14 protein-coding genes and 1 pseudogene are annotated in these 17,883 nt (G+C 42.2%); 7 read left to right on the forward strand and 8 right to left on the reverse strand.

The genetic code is table 11. The features are described 5' to 3' along the window. Positions 1-5: 5 nt before the first annotated feature. Both EDC16_RS03080 and EDC16_RS03085 read right to left on the reverse strand, forming a co-directional pair. Entirely contained in the window at positions 6-1,454 is a 1,449-nt protein-coding gene (locus EDC16_RS03080; RefSeq protein ID WP_132965290.1) for a mannitol dehydrogenase family protein, read from the reverse strand. 77 nt (positions 1,455-1,531) lie between these two features. Beyond that, complete coding sequence (locus EDC16_RS03085) at positions 1,532-2,527, reverse strand: TRAP transporter substrate-binding protein (RefSeq protein ID WP_132965292.1); 996 nt, start codon at positions 2,525-2,527, stop codon at positions 1,532-1,534. A gap of 247 nt (positions 2,528-2,774) precedes the next feature. Here EDC16_RS03085 and EDC16_RS03090 point away from each other — a divergent pair, with 247 nt between their 5' ends. The 6 genes and pseudogenes from EDC16_RS03090 (at position 2,775) to EDC16_RS03115 (ending at position 9,848) form a co-directional block, all read left to right on the forward strand. Further along, entirely contained in the window at positions 2,775-3,251 is a 477-nt protein-coding gene (locus tag EDC16_RS03090; protein WP_132965294.1) for a TRAP transporter small permease, read from the forward strand. 25 nt (positions 3,252-3,276) lie between these two features. Beyond that, positions 3,277-4,577, forward strand: a pseudogene (locus EDC16_RS03095) (TRAP transporter large permease). A 17-nt stretch (positions 4,578-4,594) separates the two neighbouring features. Continuing rightward, the gene (locus EDC16_RS03100; RefSeq protein ID WP_132965296.1) at positions 4,595-6,973 is read left to right on the forward strand and encodes a glycoside hydrolase family 31 protein; all 2,379 of its coding nucleotides are present in this window, start codon (positions 4,595-4,597) and stop codon (positions 6,971-6,973) included. An 11-nt stretch (positions 6,974-6,984) separates the two neighbouring features. Continuing rightward, the gene (locus EDC16_RS03105) at positions 6,985-7,734 is read left to right on the forward strand and encodes an FCD domain-containing protein (RefSeq protein ID WP_416069065.1); all 750 of its coding nucleotides are present in this window, start codon (positions 6,985-6,987) and stop codon (positions 7,732-7,734) included. 20 nt (positions 7,735-7,754) lie between these two features. Further along, on the forward strand, positions 7,755-8,939 hold the full coding sequence (gene uxuA / locus EDC16_RS03110; protein ID WP_132965300.1) for a mannonate dehydratase: 1,185 nt from the start codon (positions 7,755-7,757) through the stop codon (positions 8,937-8,939). A 45-nt stretch (positions 8,940-8,984) separates the two neighbouring features. After that, complete coding sequence (locus EDC16_RS03115; RefSeq protein WP_132965302.1) at positions 8,985-9,848, forward strand: DMT family transporter; 864 nt, start codon at positions 8,985-8,987, stop codon at positions 9,846-9,848. Between the two features lie 81 nt (positions 9,849-9,929). On the opposite strand, the gene EDC16_RS03120 is transcribed toward EDC16_RS03115, so the two are convergent. The 6 genes from EDC16_RS03120 to EDC16_RS03145 are packed head-to-tail and all read right to left on the reverse strand — an operon-like array spanning position 9,930 to position 16,780. Then, positions 9,930-11,417, reverse strand: a complete 1,488-nt coding sequence (locus tag EDC16_RS03120; protein WP_132965304.1) for a UxaA family hydrolase — start codon at positions 11,415-11,417, stop codon at positions 9,930-9,932. A gap of 4 nt (positions 11,418-11,421) precedes the next feature. Further along, entirely contained in the window at positions 11,422-12,879 is a 1,458-nt protein-coding gene (locus EDC16_RS03125) for a tagaturonate reductase (protein ID WP_132965306.1), read from the reverse strand. 24 nt (positions 12,880-12,903) lie between these two features. Then, positions 12,904-14,190 carry a TRAP transporter large permease gene (locus tag EDC16_RS03130; RefSeq protein WP_132965308.1) on the reverse strand — a complete coding sequence of 429 codons (1,287 nt, stop codon included), beginning with the start codon at positions 14,188-14,190 and terminating at the stop codon, positions 12,904-12,906. Then, entirely contained in the window at positions 14,187-14,687 is a 501-nt protein-coding gene (locus EDC16_RS03135) for a TRAP transporter small permease (protein WP_084257584.1), read from the reverse strand. The genes EDC16_RS03130 and EDC16_RS03135 overlap by 4 nt, the downstream gene beginning before the upstream one ends. Before the next feature lie 51 nt (positions 14,688-14,738). After that, complete coding sequence (locus EDC16_RS03140) at positions 14,739-15,728, reverse strand: C4-dicarboxylate TRAP transporter substrate-binding protein (RefSeq protein WP_132965310.1); 990 nt, start codon at positions 15,726-15,728, stop codon at positions 14,739-14,741. Positions 15,729-15,775: 47 nt separating this feature from the next. Next, positions 15,776-16,780, reverse strand: a complete 1,005-nt coding sequence (locus EDC16_RS03145) for a zinc-binding alcohol dehydrogenase family protein (protein ID WP_132965312.1) — start codon at positions 16,778-16,780, stop codon at positions 15,776-15,778. Positions 16,781-16,939: 159 nt separating this feature from the next. Here EDC16_RS03145 and EDC16_RS03150 point away from each other — a divergent pair, with 159 nt between their 5' ends. After that, positions 16,940-17,860 (forward strand): GntR family transcriptional regulator, encoded by a 921-nt coding sequence (locus EDC16_RS03150; protein WP_132965314.1) that lies wholly within the window; start codon positions 16,940-16,942, stop codon positions 17,858-17,860. Positions 17,861-17,883: the final 23 nt, after the last annotated feature.

Genomic DNA, 17,883 nt, shown 5'->3' on the forward strand with positions numbered 1-17,883 from the left:
TCCGATTAATTAAGTTGTAAGTAGCGACTAACAGCTTGTTTTGCACCAAGATCTAATAACGTTTGATAAGCACGTTTTACTTCGCTGACAAAATAGGCATTATCACGTAGCGATGATGGAAAAATGCTGTCGATGGCCAGTAATTCTTCCACCACTCGCACATGCAAACCGCACTTTTGATAAATCGCATCGAATTTTTCACTGAGCGGATCTTTTACTTCAATCGGCTGTTGCTGCTCATCAACGCCGCTGACATAACGCATCCAAGCGGCAATGCCTAAGGTCAATAATGAGAAATTATGTTGATTTGACAGGTGATAATGCACCGATTCCAGCATACGCGGCGGCAGTTTTTGACTGCCGTCCATTGCAATTTGCCAAGTGCGGTGCTTCAAACTCGGATTGGTGAAACGCTCAATCAGCAAATCGGCATAGCGAGGCAAATCGATTCCGTCCGGCATCGATAGCGTAGGCGCTTGTTCATTTAACATCAGTTTTAATGCCGCTTGGCGGTAATGTGGATCTTGCATGGTGTCGGAAATATGCTGATAGCCGCCCAAATACCCAAGATAAGCCAAGAAAGAGTGACTGCCGTTCAACATGCGCAATTTCATCTGTTCAAACGGACGAACATCTTTGACCAATTCGGCACCGACCAACTCCCACCGCGGACGACCGGCAACGAAATTATCTTCGATCACCCACTGTTTAAACTCTTCGCAAGCAATTGCACAGGGATCGTAATAGCCTAAAATATCGGCGATTTCCTGCAACGTTTCGTCCGTAGCAGCTGGCACAATCCGATCCACCATGGTGCATGGGAAAGTAACATTTTGCTCAATCCATTGTGCCAGCTCCGGATCAATTTGGTATGCCAATCCTAATACCGCACTTTTAGCAATATGCCCGTTTTCCATCACATTGTCGCAGGACATCACGGTGAAAGGGGCAAGGTTGCGCACTTTACGCCGTCTGAGCGCCTCGACAATATAACCGATAGCCGACGTCGGCTGCTGAGGATTGGCTAAATCTTTTAAAATCAACGGATTATTTTGATCTAATTTTCCGGTCGCCAGATCAGTACAATAGCCTTTTTCGGTAACGGTTAAAGATACAATCGCAATCTGCGGTTCTGCCATTTTTTCCAACACAGCATCCACACCCTCAACCTTCGCATGCAACGCTTCGCAAACTGAATTAATGATTTTCGCCGTATTGCTGCCGTTGCCCTTTTCCAGTACACAATATTGCAAATCCTGCTTTTTCAGCAACTCAATCAGCTCTTCACCGCCGATAAGATTTACTTCGGCATAGCCCCAATCACTATCGGAAATCCGCGCCAGCTGATCGGCAAAAAGCGCCTGATGGGCACGATGAAAAGCACCGAAACCGAGGTGGAGGATTTTTGGGATGAGTTTGTTTTTATCATAGGTGGTTCGTTGAATAGTATCCATGGTATCTCCTTTCTCTCATTGCTTAATCAAAAGAGGATACCTCTGTCAGTATCCTCTTTATTGCTGTTCCCGCTTAATTAGTTCGCCGGAGTGAGTGCATCAATTTTTTTAATATATTCGCCAATAGTCGGATCGGCTAACGCTTTATCGTGCATACTTTTTACAGCGTCAATAAATGGTTGTTTTTCAACTTCAATAAATTCCACGCCCATTTTATCCTTTGCTTCTTGTACGTTTTCTGCAATCATTTTGACCCACAGATCTTTGTGGTATATCATTGAATCATCAGCCGCTTTTTTCAGTGCCACTTGCTGTTCCGGCGTCAATTTCGACCAGGCTTTTTCACCAATAACCAGCACATCAGGAATCATGGTATGTTCGTCTTGACTGTAATATTTCGCCACTTCTCCGTGACGCGCCAACGTTAGTGCCGTAGGATTGTTTTCGGCGCCATCGACGACTTTTTGTTGTAAAGCGGTATATAACTCGCCATAAGCCAGCGGTGTCGGCGAAGCGCCCATCAATTTAATCATCTCAACCGCACTTGGACTTGGCTGAACACGGATTTTCATCCCGACTAAATCGGCAGGGGAACGAATCGGTTTATTGGCATAGAAGCTGCGTGCTCCACCATCATAATAGGTTAAGCCAATAAAGCCTTTGCCTTGGGAAGAGGCCAAAATTTTTTGCCCGACTTCTTGATCGACTAAAACACGGTAGTAGTGATCGACATTACGGAATAAATACGGCAGGTTATAAGCACCGTATGAGGCTTCAAACGTCTCTAATTCACTGGCGTTCGATTTTGCCATGTCCAAAGAGCCGGCTTGCAATAATTCCATTGACTCCCGTTGTGTGCCAAGTTGGCTATTAGGGTAAATACGGATAATCACTTCGCCATCGGTTAGTTTTTTTACTTCATCCGCCATATATTGCATCGAGATATGCACCGGATGAGTTTTGTCGTTGTTGTGACTTAATTTCAATGTTGTTTTCGCAGATGCGCTGAAAGCAATCCCTGCCGATAAAAGCGTCGTTAAAGCACATGAAAGAAGCGTTTTTTTGATAAACATAAAAGAGTCTCCATTTGGTTACTGCTTAAAGTGTAGTTAGATGGATTTACCCACAATCCCAATATTTATCCCTTTGGTCGTGGTGGCTGGAATCTTACAAGGTATTTGCTAGAGATCAAACCAATATAATCATATTGGTGAACCAGATCACAAAACAAACAATTAATAATTGCTCAACATTTAGTTTGATGTATATTTTGGCATGCCAATATAGACATCAACTCTACTTTAATGATTAAGGGATATCATGGCCAAATTCATCTCAACCATAGATAAAGCGTTATCCGCTTTATGTGTCACACTCAGCGTTTTTTTGGTTATTTGCGTTGTGTGGCAAGTTTTCTCCCGCTATGTTCTCAACCAACCGAGCACCTATACAGATGAGATAGCCCGTTTTTTATTTATTTGGGTGGGACTAATCGGTGCCGCTTACGCCTTAGGACAAAAAAAGCATCTTGCAATCGATCTCCTGCTGACAAAATTAGAATCATCACCTAAAAAACAGAATTTTCTAAATCTGCTGATTAATATCATCAGCCTGTTTTTCATCATTCTGATCATGTGTTACGGCGGCGGAAAGTTGGTCTTGGATACGATGAGTGCCGGACAAATATCCCCGGTTTTAGGGATTCAAATGGGATGGGTTTACTTCGCCATTCCGCTTAGCGGTGCTTTTATGCTGATTTATCTTCTAAGAGATATTTCTAAAGAATTAACTCATTAAGCCTAGTTAACAAAAGGTAAATAATATGGAATGGTCAACCGTTATCGTACTTTGTTCAACATTCTTCTTTTTCCTCTTTCTCGGTGTACCGATCTCATTTGCTATCGGTCTTTCCTCTTTAATCACTATAATGCTGTCGATTCCGTTTGATGCAGCAATTACCGTTATATCACAAAAAATGGCATCGGGATTGGATAGCTTTTCATTACTAGCAATTCCATTCTTCATTTTGGCTGGTAATATTATGAATCGTGGCGGAATTGCGCTCAGATTGATTGAATTTGCCAAAGTTATCGGAGGCCGTTTACCCGGTCCCTAGCTCACGTTAACGTGCTAGCGAATATGATGTTTGGGTCTATCTCTGGCTCTGCGGTGGCATCAGCAGCAGCGGTAGGCGGAACCATGGCGCCGTTACAGAAAAAAGAAGGATATGATCCGGCATTTTCCGCTGCCGTCAATATCACATCATCGCCTACAGGATTGCTAATTCCACCGAGTAACACCTTTATCGTTTATTCCCTCATCTCCGGCGGCACGTCTATCGGTGCCCTATTCTTGGCCGGTTATATTCCCGGCATACTGATGGGATTATCCATCATGCTGGTGATTGGATTTATTGCAAAAAAAAGGAACTACCCAGTATCGCCTAAACCAACGAAATCGGAAGCCATCAAAAAAACATTAGATGCTTTGCCAAGTCTTGGCTTAATCGTGGTAATCATGGGCGGGATCGTGAAAGGTATTTTCACTGCGACCGAAGCCTCGGCGTTTGCGGTAGTTTATACCTTAATTCTGGCAGTGGTCTTTTATCGGGAAGTCTCCATCAAACAGCTACCACAAATCATTTTAGACTCTGTTGTCACCACCTCGATCGTGCTGTTATTAATCGGCACTTCCATGGGGATGTCATGGGCAATGGCGAATGCCGATATTCCTTACACTATCAGTGACGCCTTATTAACGGTATCCGAAAATCCAATTGTTATTCTGTTAATTATCAATGTGATTTTATTGATTGTCGGCGTATTTATGGACATGACCCCGGCACTGTTAATTTTTACCCCGATTTTCTTCCCAATTGTTACTGAATTAGGTATGGATCCTGTGCATTTCGGTATTTTAATGGCATTTAACCTATCAATCGGCATCTGCACCCCACCAGTCGGTAGTGCCTTGTTTATCGGTTGCTCAGTGGGTGGTATAAAAATTGATAAAGTTATCAAGCCGTTATTACCTTTTTATGCGGTATTAGTTATTGCGTTGATGCTAGTGACATTCGTTCCGGAATTAAGTTTAGCACTACCACGCTTTTTCTTAGGCTATTGATTAAACAGGATATCAACATGAAAACATTAAAAAATTGGGAATTCATTCATCAAGAAAATAATCGTATTGATATACAGTGTGATTATAGTTGGAAACTGCATATTTTTGTGCTTGAACAAGATATTTTTAGGGTTGCCTTTAGTCAAGATAACCATTTCCGCGTACCGCAAACTTGGGCAATTACCCCTAATCAAGCCGATATTGCTTGGCAAGGGCGTGATCGCTGGTCATTGGCGAATTTCTCCCTGCCGGCATATTCCGTTAGCGAAGAAGATAACCAAATTATTATTGCCAGCGAACAACTGCGTGTGATTGTTCACCAACCGCTCTGGTTAGAGTGGCAATACAACAATAACGGCACTTGGACGACATTTGTTGCCGATCGTAAAACCGGAGCCTATTTATTCGGTATTTCCAATGCACAAATTTCGCATTTTCTACAACGTGATGTTGCCGATCAGTATTATGGCTTGGGAGAAAAAGCGGGAAATTTAAATCGCCACGGCCGCCGTTTTGAAATGCGTAATCTTGATGCAATGGGCTATAATGCAGAAACAACCGATCCACTGTATAAGCATATTCCGTTCTATATTACGCATACTGATAACGTGAGTTATGGACTGTATTACGATAATCTGGCTTCTTGTTGGTTCCGGTTAGGCAGTGAAATTGATAACTACCATACTTATTACCGTAGCTATCAAGCTGAAGACGGCGATCTGGATTATTATATGATTCTGGGTCCGAAAATCCTTGATGTCACCAAAAAATATACCGCACTGACCGGCGGAACCATTTTCGGACCGAAATGGAGTCTGGGTTACAGCGGATCAACCATGCACTATACCGACGCTCCGGATGCTCAGGAACAACTGAAAAAATTTGTCGATCTATGCGAGCAACACGCGATTCCGTGTGATTCTTTCCAATTATCGTCCGGTTATACATCGATCGGTAATAAGCGTTATGTCTTTAACTGGAATTATGACAAAGTCCCGCAGCCAAAAGAAATGAGTGCTTATTTTCATCGTGCCGGGATGAAACTCGCAGCCAATATTAAACCTTGCCTGTTACACGATCACCCTAAATATCATGAAGTTGCTCAAGCCGGTTTATTTATCCAAGATTCTGAATCCAATAAACCGGAAATTTCCGTTTTTTGGGATGACGAAGGCTCTCATCTCGACTTCACCAATCCCAATACGATTGACTGGTGGAAAACTAATGTTAAACAACAACTTTTAGAATATGGCATTGATTCCACCTGGAATGATAATAACGAATTCGAGGTTTGGGATAATAATGCGAAATGCCATTATTTCGGCAATGGTTTGCCGATTAAACTCATTCGTCCACTACAGCCGCTATTAATGATGAAAGCGTCTTATGAGGCGCAACTGGAATATGCCCCTCATCTCCGCCCGTATCTTATTTCCCGTTCCGGTTCGCCGGGAATGAACCGCTATGTTCAAACCTGGTCAGGCGATAACCGAACCAACTGGAATACACTACGCTACAATATCAAAATGGGCTTGGGCATGAGTCTGTCCGGGCTGTATAACTTAGGGCATGATGTCGGCGGATTTTCCGGCAATAAACCGGATCCAGAATTATTTGTACGTTGGGTACAAAACGGTGTGATGCACCCACGCTTTACCATTCACTCGTGGAATGATGACAAAACCGTCAATGAACCATGGATGTACCCTGAAGTCACGCCAATTATCCGTGAAGCCATTAAGCTACGCTACCGTCTGATGCCATACCTGTACAATTTACTGTGGAAAGCGTACCACGAACATGAACCGATGTTGCGCCCGACTTTTTTAGATCATGAATGGGATAGCAACACTTTTAAAGAAAATGACGATTATCTTTTAGGGCAGGATTTGTTAGTTGCCTCCGTAGTCGAGCCGGGGCAAACAACCCGCGAAGTCTATTTGCCAGATAATCAACACGGTTGGTATGATTTTTATACCCACAAATGGTTTGCCGGAAAGCAAACCGTTACCGTGGCAACGCCGCTAGAAAAAATCCCGCTGTTTATCAAAGCTGGTAGTATTTTGCCACTATCTAAAACCCAACTAAAAAATACGCTACATGATAATCAACGCGAATTATTAATTATGCCATTGTTAGATAAGGGACATACGACAGTCACCTTGTTTGACGATGACGGTGTGAGTTTTGATTATTTAAAAGATAACTATTTTAGTCTAAACCTAAATATGCAATGTACGGACAATACTATAGAATTAACTATTAATAAGAGTGGTAATTTTATTCCAGAATATAATGAAATAACCTTAACATTACCATTCGGAGAAAAAAGAGAGTTAATTATCAATGGGATACCAGGAAATAAAATCAATATTTCCGATATCAAATCCAGTTAAAGGTATAAATAATGGAAAATGAACTTCGCTCCTATAAAAAAATAGGACTTTTATTAAAAGAACGACTTGCCGATGGTATATATAACATTGGCGATAGATTGCCAACCGAACGTGATTTTGCCGAAGAGTTCGGGGTCAGTCGAACGGTAATCAGGGAAGCACTGATTATGCTTGAACTAGAAAATCTTATTGACATCAAAAAAGGATCCGGGGTTTATGTAACCGCACTTCCGCTTGCTGCAAATGACGAAAAAGAGGCTATTTTTTCTGATATCGGTCCTTTTGAACTATTACAGGCACGGCAGCTATTAGAAAGTAGCATCGCAGAATTTGCCGCTATTCAAGCCACCAAAAAAGATATCGATAAACTGAAATCAATCTTAAACCAAGAGCGAAAAAGCTTACAGCTTGGTGAAGAAGACTATGTTGCTGATGAGGATTTTCATTCAACCATTGCAGAAATAACACAAAATGAAGTGTTAGTTAGAATGCAAAAAGATCTTTGGAAATACCGAACAGATAGTGAAATGTGGAAAGGGCTGCATGCCCATATTCCTAATCAAAGTTACCGTTATTTATGGTTACAAGATCATGAAAATATCATTACGGCTATTCAGCGTAAAGATCCTGCTTTAGCAAGAAAGGCGATGTGGCAACATTTAGAAAATGTGAAACAAAAACTTTTCGAATTATCAGATGTAGAAGACCCTAATTTTGATGGTTACTTATTTAGCGTTAATCCGGTTATCGTCGGAATTTAATTTTTCATAGGAGCAAAAAAATGGAACAAACATGGCGTTGGTACGGACCGAAAGATCCGGTGTCATTGGCGGATATCCGCCAGGCAGGGGCGACGGGGATTGTGACCGCACTGCATCATATCCCGAACGGGCAAGTGTGGAGTATTGAGGAAATTGAGAAACGCAAACATGAAATCGAACAAGCCGGCTTGGTTTGGTCGGTTGTCGAAAGCGTGCCGGTGCATGAGGAGATTAAAACCCAAACCGGGCAATATCTGCAATGGATTGAAAACTATCAGCAAACCCTGCGCAATTTGGCAAAGTGCGGTATTGATACCGTTTGTTATAATTTTATGCCGGTGTTGGATTGGACTCGCACCGATTTGGCATACCAATTGCCGGACGGTTCAAAAGCGTTGCGCTTTGATCAAGATGCGTTTGCCGCTTTTGAGTTGTATATTTTAAAACGCCCGGGTGCAAGCGAAACTTACAGCACCGCCGAACAGCAAGCGGCAAAAACCTATTTTGATAAAATGAGCGCACAAGATGTTCAGCAACTGACCAATAATATCATCGCTGGCTTACCGGGTGCAGAAGAGGGTTATACCCTTGCCGAGTTCCAGCAACAATTGGATCGCTATCAAGGCATCAGCAAGGAGCAGTTCCGTCAGCATTTGGCATTCTTTTTGCAAGAAATTATTCCAGTGGCGGAAGAAGTCGGGATCAAAATGGCGATTCACCCGGATGATCCACCACGCCCAATTTTAGGTTTGCCACGGATTGTTTCGACGATTGAAGATATGCAATGGTTTGTCGCAACTCAACCGTTGGCGGCGAATGGTTTTACCATGTGCACCGGTTCTTATGGGGTACGGTCGGATAACGATTTGGTGCAAATGACCGAGCAGTTTGCCGATCGGATTTATTTCGCCCACCTGCGCTCCACTTGCCGCGAGGAAAATCCGCTGACTTTCCACGAAGCGGCACATTTAGAGGGCGATGTCGATATGTTTAATGTGGTCAAGGCCTTACTAAGCGAAGAATACAAACGCAAAGCCACGGGTAATCAGCGCTTGATTCCAATGCGCCCCGATCACGGCCATCAGATGCTGGACGATCTGCGCAAAAAAACCAATCCGGGTTATTCGGCTATCGGCCGTCTGAAAGGTTTGGCGGAATTTCGCGGACTGGAATTGGCGTTGAGGAAAGTTTATTTTAATCAATAAGATGAAAACGGGGGACATTATCCCCCTTTATTATTGGCTATCGTCATGCAGCAGTATTTTGGACAGATTCTCATTTTTATTGTCACCCTAATCGGTGCATCGGGGTGGTTTTTATCTAAAAATGCGATTGCAGAAATGCCTTCCGTCGGCTTTATGGGACTGCGTTTTTTATTGGCCGCATTAATTTTTTTGCCTTTCGGCTACCGATCGTTATGTCATCTGACTAAAACACAAATTCTGAATGCAAGTGCGGTCGGGATAGCATTAGCCCTCAATCTATTTCTATGGGTTCAAGGCATAACCTACAGTGATGACTTAGGGGAGGGCGCTTTTCTGGTCAGTTTGTCAATGTTGATTGCCCCGTTAATCTCTTGGTTGATTTTCAAGTACCGCCCTTTGCCGGTATTCTGGCTTTCGATGCCGATTGCCCTAGTTGGTTTGTACTTACTTGCCATTGGACGCTATGGCGAACTGCGTTTTTCAAGCGGCAGCATCCTGTTTTTGCTCAGCTCCTTGTCCGCAGCGCTCTATTTTGTGCTGAACCACCAGTATGCCAAAAATATTCCTTCAGTAGCGCTAATAGTGATTCAATTCAGTATGGTAGGTATTTTATGCGGTGGCTATTCACTCACTTTTGAAGTTTGGCAGACCAATATTTCAAGCCAAACCTGGTTGTGGTTTCTTGCCAGTATACTGATTGCCAGCAACTTGCGTTATTTTGTGCAAACGCTCGGGCAGAAGCACTGCAATATTACCACCGCCGCAATTATTATGGTGCTGGAGCCGGTTTGGACGTTAATCTTAAGCGTTTGGATAATGAACGAGCCGATAACGATGCTGAAGTTACTCGGCTGTCTATTGATTCTGTGTGCTTTGCTAAGCTATCGTTTGAATATTGTCAGAAAATAATAGGGTCTGTTGATACAATTTCTTATCCATGTACAGCAATGAGGCACATGGATAACCTTATCAAATTCCCAGATTCGCTAGCTATAAAGTCACACCACTTTTGAAAATCGCCAGTTCGCGGAAATCATTAATCTCATTTTTTGTCGGTTGTCCGTTTACGGTATTGACCAGCAGATCAATGAAATTTTGCAACATTTGCGTCATGGATACCTCCTCCAATAATTGCCCTGCGTTAAAATCTATCCAGTGTTTTTTACGTTGCGCCAATTCGCTGTTGGTGGCGATTTTCAGTGTCGGCACAAAGCCACCGTAGGGCGTTCCGCGTCCGGTGGTAAACAACACGATATGGCAACCTGCTGCTGCTAATGCACTGGTTGCTACGGCATCATTGCCGGGCGCGCTCAGTAGGTTCAAACCGGAGATTTTTAAACGCTCACCATATTTCAGCACATCAACCACTTGGCTATGTCCGGCTTTTTGGGTGCAACCAAGGGACTTATCTTCCAATGTGGTGATGCCGCCCTCTTTGTTGCCCGGCGACGGATTTTCATAAATCGGTTGCTGATGCCGGATAAAATACTGTTTGAAATCATTGACCATCGCCACAGTTTTAGTAAAAGTCTGCTCATCTCGACAGTGGCTCATTAGAATGCGTTCTGCGCCAAACATTTCCGGTACTTCGGTCAACACCGTCGTGCCGCCGTGCGAGGTCAGATAATCCGAGAACAGTCCAAGCATCGGGTTGGCGGTAATGCCGGAAAAACCGTCGGAACCACCGCATTCCAGCCCAAACTTCACTTCACTCAACTTGCCCACTTGCCGTTTGTCTAGCACCATTTGCTGATACAATTGTTCGAGCAAGGCGACGCCGGCTTCAACTTCATCCCCCACTTTCTGTGATACCATAAATTTCACCCGCTGCGGATCATAATTACCCAGCGTTTGTTGAAATACATCGACTTGGTTATTTTCGCAGCCCAAACCAATCACCAAAACGCCGCCGGCATTCGGGTGCTTAACCATATCCTGCAAAATAATTTTGGTGTTTTCATGATCATCGCCCAATTGCGAACAACCGTAGCTATGATTGAAAGTATACACGCCGTCAATCGCCAATTCCGGGTGGTTTTGTAAAAATTGCTTTTGGATTTGACGCGCAATGCCGACCACACAGCCGACTGTCGGCACGATCCACAATTCGTTACGAATGCCGACTTCGCCATTTGTACGCCGATACAGTTGCACCTCTTTGTCTGCTATTTGTCTGTCAAGTGCGGTTGCCACCGGCTGATACTGATAGTCGTTGATGTCGCTTAAATTGGTTTTGGTATTATGCACATGCACATGCTCACCAAGCTCTATCGGTTGTGTGGCATGCCCAATCGGATAACCGTATTTGATCACCAAGTCGCCATTGGCAATCGGTTGCAGTGCTATTTTATGTCCTCGCGCAACCGCACTTTTAACCTTGAACACAGCGCCGTCCAAGTTAACCGTTTGCCTGGGAGATAAATCCTGCAAGGCGACCGCAACATTGTCCTGCGGATTAATTTTAATCAGTTGTTTCATCAGCTTACTCCTTACAGTAAATTCTTAAGGAAGTTCTGATACCGTGATCCAAAATCGATTGTAATTGTTCCGTGACCGCCATGGTTAAACCGGGTTCCGCAGTTAAATCCACTTGCCAATGCGCTTGTTGCGCCAGAACATTACTAACTAACTGGGATAAAGTCATTTCCTGTGTTTCAACCTTCCGCCACCACAAAGCATAGTGATCCAACCAGAATTGGTCATCATTTAACGGGATCGCTTCACCATTGCGCTTACCATGATAAAAAGCGATTAATGCCGCTAAGGCAAACGTTAAGCGCTCCGGTAAACGATGGAATTTTTGGTGATAAGCCAATAACTGCGGCAAAATGCGAGTGACATATTTAGTCATACTGTTCAAGGAAATCGAAAGTAACTGATGTTTGATAAACGGGTTGCGGAAACGGTTGATCACCGCATCGGCAAACACTTTTAATTCATCTTGCGGCAAGGATAAAACCGGGATAATCTCTTTTGTAATCGCCTGTTCGACAAATTCACGCAGTTGTGGATCATCCATTGCTTCACCGACATAATCCATGCCCGCCAGATACGCCACCGGCACAAGTGCGGTATGCGCCCCATTCAAAATCGCCACTTTGCGTTCTTTATACGGTTTAATGTCGTCCACGACCAAAATATTCATCTCAACTTGATCTAAATTCAGCAGCTGTTTAACCGATTCCGGTCCTTGGATCACGAACAAGTAAAAATACTCGGCGGTATCCCAAAAGCTATCTTGATAGCCGAACTCCTGCTCAAGTGCTGTCACTTCACCACGCGGATAACCGGTGACAATCCGGTCAACCAGCGTTGAACAGAAGGTATTGTGTTGCTCAATCCATTGCGCAAAGTGCGGTGGCAACTGCCATTGCGCCGCATATTTCAGCACCAGCTCCTTCAATTTTTCGCCGTTATAATCAATCAGCTCACACGGCAAGAGCATCCACCCCTTATCCGGATCGCCATTGAAATGGGTGAAACGTTCATACATTAAACGGGTCAATTTGGCCGGATAGCTACTCGGTGGTGCGTCACTGAATTGATCCTGTTGGTTATAACTAATTCCCGCTTCAGTGGTGTTGGAAAACACGAGCTGAATATTTTCATCACGGGCAAGTGCCAAATAATCGGCGAAATCTCGGTACACATTAATTTCATTATTGACCGAACGAATAACCCGCGCTTCTTTCACCGCCTCCCCCAGCTCGTTCAAGCCACGGATAATCGTGGTATAGAGCCCGTCTTGGCTGTTCAAAGACGGCGGGAAATCGCTGTCAATCGGACGGACAACGGTAATTCCCGCATTTAATCCGGTTTTCTCATTCAGAATATCAATCTGCCAGTCGATAAACGCCCGCAAAAAGTTGCCTTCGCCAAATTGAATAATTTTGGTCGGATATTGGGAGCCAGGGAAGTTTGTCCTATTTAATTTTTTCATTTTATATCCTTACAAGAAAATATATTAAGCACCATAAACAAGATTAGGTAATGTTGTGGTAATGGCGGGAATATAAGTGAGCAACAATAATTCCACGACTAATAACGCCCAAAATGGAAGAACATCTTTGATAAATTTTTCAATCGGTACTTCTGTAATTGAACAAGTAGTAAACATCACCGTACCTAATGGCGGCGTAATCGTTCCAATTGCACCGTTGAAAATAAAGACAATACCGAAATGAATCGGATCCACGCCGTATGAATGCGCAATCGGCGCAAGCAGGGGGGCGAGGACAATCATAATCGCGTTGCCTTCCAAAAACATGCCAAGGATCAATAAGGTGACATTAACAATCATTAAAAATGCTAATGGGCTATCGACGATTTGAGTAATCCAAGACGCTAAAGATTGAGGAACTCGTTCCCATGTCAAGAATTTTGAAAAACCGACGGCAACGCAGATAATTAACAGTACATTCGCCGCACCGAGCGCTGATTCTCTGGTCGCTAACCATAATTGCCGAAAGTCCATTTTTCTATATACAAACATTCCTAAGCCCAAAGCATAAATAACCGCTATTGCCCCAGCCTCTGTCGGAGTAAACACTCCCATGCGAATTCCACCGATAATAATGATCGGCAACATCAGTGCCAAAACGGCATCTTTAGCTGAAAAAATAATTTCTTTGCATGACGCTCTTTTTTCTCTGATAGGTAGATATCCACGTTTTTTAGAAATAACCGAAACCAAAATCATCATCAAAACGCACAATAGAAACCCCGGCACAACACCTGCCAAAAATAAACGGCCAATAGATACGTTATTGACATAACCATAAATAATCATCGCTATACCCGGAGGGATAATCGGCGTGATTAACGAGCCGGCAGCCGTTACGGCAGATGAAAATGAAGCGCTGTATCCTCTGGCGACCATTTGCGGAACAAGCAGTTTGGAATTCATCGCCGCATCGGCAATATTCGAACCGGATAATCCGCCCATCAGCGTACTTAACGCCACATTAACTTGCGCCAAGCCACCGTTTAAATGTCCGGTTAACACTTCACAAAATTTCAACAGCCGTTCACTGATCCCCGAATGGTTCATAAATACGCCTGCCATAATAAAAAATGGGATAGCCAATAGCGTAACCGATTCCAATCCGCCGGCTAATCGTTGCACCAGCATAATCATGGGTAAATCACTCATCAAAAAATAACTTAATGTTGAGAAAAATATACAAAATGCGACTGGAATTCCTAAAGAAAACAAGGCTAATAAAATAATAATCGGAATGAATACACTCATGACTGACTTCCTCTATTTATTTTAAAGAAATAAACTATTTTTCTAACTTCATAAAAAAGCATAAACGAAGCACTGATCGGAATTGCAGCATAAATATAGGCATATGATAATTGTAGTGACGGTGTAAATCTAAATTGCGCCATAGGCAATAGTTTAAATCCCAGATAAGCCATAAAAACCAAGCAAAATATCATTACTAAAGGTTGGAATATACCATCGATAATATTCGCTAATCTGGCTGGGATTTTAGTCAACAGGTAATCTATTCTGATGAGTTCGTTATTTTTGGCAAGTGCGCTGGATGCCAAAAAAGTAAACCAAATAAAGAATACGATACAGACTTCTTCCACCCAAGCGCTCGGTGAATTTAAAACATAGCGGGTAACAACGCCATAAGCAGACAAAATAACGATAATAGCAAGAAAGACAGAGGCTAAAATCTCGTCGATTGAACTTATTTTTAGCCACAATGAGGTCTCTTTTTTATGCGTATTCATGCTTTATTCCTCTAAAATTTGAAAGGGAGCGATAAATACTCCCCTTGATAATTACAATTCGGAAAGTCGTTTCTGAATATCTACATATAAATTCGGTGTCCATTCAGGGAAATCTTTTTGTATCTGCTCTTTTACCATCGCCTCAAACAGTTCTAGATCCACTTCATTTACGCTAACACCGGCATCTTTCAAATTGTTCAGCGCTTCAGCTTCATTTTGTTCGATAAGCGCAGCGCCATACTTCACCATATCCACGCCTGTTTGTTTGATGATATTTTGCTGCTCAGGCGTTAAACGTTGCCAAAATGCATTACCGGCAACAAAAGGCGACATATGTTTTGTGTGAGCCGTCAAGTTTAAATTCTTGGCAACTTCGTAAAATTTACCGCCAAACAGCACGACTGTCGGATTTTCAAGCCCATCAATGATACCTTCTGATAATCCTGGGTAAACATCGGCCAAAGACATCGGTGTAGGCACCCCACCCATTGCTTTAATCGTTGCAACAAATAAGCGGGAATGCTGAACGCGAACTTTCATTCCTTTCAGATCATCTGGCTTGATAACCGCTTTTTTAGTCAATAAGTACCGGGTGCCGTAAATAACATCTGGAATGACAATATGAACGCCTTTCTGATCAAGTTGTGCGGATAAGTTGTTAAACCACTCCGAATGTAATAACTTTGATTTCTTCTCAAATGATTGGCTTAAATAAGGTGCATTGATAATACCCAGATCCGGTACAATATCCATCAATGCGCCGTAATCACTAATAGTAATAATATTGGCGCCAAATTTAGCTTGTTCCATAACCTCTGTTTCACTACCTAATTGGCTGGACGGAAATAATTTAAAAATAATATCGCCATTCGATTTTTCCTTAACTTGCTCCGCCCAATAATGCATCGCTTTATCTATCGGCTCTCCCGGCTGATTACCGTAAGCAACCATTATTTCTGTCGCAGACTGGGCGGCAAAGCTAACACTTAAACCGATAAGGCTTAATACAGAAACCGTTTTTAATTTTTTAAAAATAGACATAAGAATCCTCACTTTGTGATTAGGTATATAGGGTAAATACGACTTTATTAGTAGAGAATAACGCCTTTTACTAAATTTTTATTTTTAACAATTTTTTCCTCATAAATATCCGCAAGATCAGTATAATTAAACGTATCACTCAGCATCATTGACGAGCAAATTTTCCCTTCCGACATCAATCGTTGAACCTTAATAAAATCCTCCTGAGTTGCATTCCGGCTTCCCATTAATGTTGTCTCTTTTTTGTGGAAATCAGGATCATGAATAACTAAATCCCCTTTAAATAATCCCACAAAAACAATTCTTCCTCCGTGACAAATAAAATTCACCGCATTGTTCATGGAATGCGGATTGCCGGTAGCATCAATAACAATTTCAGGTAAAATATTATCGAAATAATCTTCTATTTTTTCCAATAACGGATCAACAACCGCCACATTCAGTTTTTTCTGAATATGTCGTCTTCTTTCTTCACTTGTATCAGCCACAACCACTTTAGCCCCGTCAGCCATTGCGATTGCCGCCGCTCCCAATCCGATAGGGCCGGCACCGATGACCAACACATTGCTATTTTGATTGACTTGCACCCGACGGACAGCGTGCGCGCTGATTGCAAAGGGCTCTATCAGCGCCGCACTGATATCATCGACATTATCGGCAATAGGAATAACATTGGTTTGCGGAATTGCCAACAGTTCGCTAAAACCGCCATCTTGATGAACACCCATCACAGAAATGTATTCACAACAGTTAGTTTTGCCATTTTGGCAAGCAATACACTGACCACATGATAAATAAGGAACTAAAGCAACTCGCTCACCAATTTTATACGCTTTGACTTGGCTGCCCAGCGCAACAATACTGCCGCATACTTCATGCCCCAATACTCTGGGATATTCAAAAAACGGTTGATTTCCCTGGTAAGCATGGATATCCGTACCACAGATTCCAACCGCCGAAACTTTGATAACCACTTCATTATCCGTTGCGACAGGAGCCGGCTTTTCTTGATATTCCAAACTGAACGGTTCTTTGCAGACTAGTGATTTCATAATGAATCCTTATTAATTAAGTTAATCGGTAAACATGGATACATTATTTGCTAATTTCTCATCTCTTCTAAACTTGGTTGTTTGATTTGTGATAGATAATGTGCTTTTATGTTTTTTTTATGTTTTTTATTCAAATTAATCGGTGGGGGCGTGTATAAAATGAGCAGAGGGCGTAACCAAAATCTCAGATATGATACGGTAAATCAAATTCTCGAATTTATCTCCAGCGGGCAATTCCAACAATACCTGCCATCTCAAGTCATGTTGGCGGAACTTTGCAATGTCAGCAGAACAACTATTCGTCATGCCTTGCAGTATTTACTCGAGATTAAAATTATTACCGAACAAAACAAGCAATTTTTAATTCTTCGCCAACCGGAAAAAAAAGATATTCTGTCAAATGTCAGAATTAAATATCCGAGGAAAAATCAGTATCAGTCGATTGACAGCTACTTTAAAAGTGTAATCCAAAGAAAACTACTGAAGCCGGGAGATATATTTACCGAATTACAATTATCCAAAGATGCTAGCGTCAATATTTTTACGGTGAGAGAATACTTAATACAATATTCCCGCTTCAACCTTATTGCCAGCCTATCGAGAGGGCGATGGCAATTAATTGAAATTAATGAATTTTATGCTGATAAATTGTTCGAGCTGCGAGAGTTGCTTGAAGTTCATGCTCTGGAATGTTTTATGGCATTACCAAAAGAAGATAAACGCTGGAATGAAATGAAAATGCTCTTTAACCTTCATCAAGAATTGCGTGACAACGTTGTGAGAGAATATCCCGATTTTTCCGCTTTGGACAATAAACTTCATTCTTTACTACTTTCCGCAGCAAACAATCCTTTTATTGATGATTTCATTGAATTGATTTCCGTAATATTTCATTTTCACTATCAATGGGATAACAGTAATTTATTGCAACGTAATATTTTAGCCGTAGAAGAACATCTCGCGATTATTCAAAATATTTTAAATAATGATAGATCAGATGCAACAAAAGAGCTCAAGCAACACTTAAATACCGCTAAAAAAACCCTAAAAAATAGTATAGCTTTAATACATAAAAATTAGCATTATAACCAAATTGTAAATAT

Origin of the sequence: Testudinibacter aquarius (genome assembly GCF_004342725.1) — a bacterium.
In the GTDB taxonomy this organism is placed as follows: domain Bacteria; phylum Pseudomonadota; class Gammaproteobacteria; order Enterobacterales; family Pasteurellaceae; genus Chelonobacter; species Chelonobacter aquarius.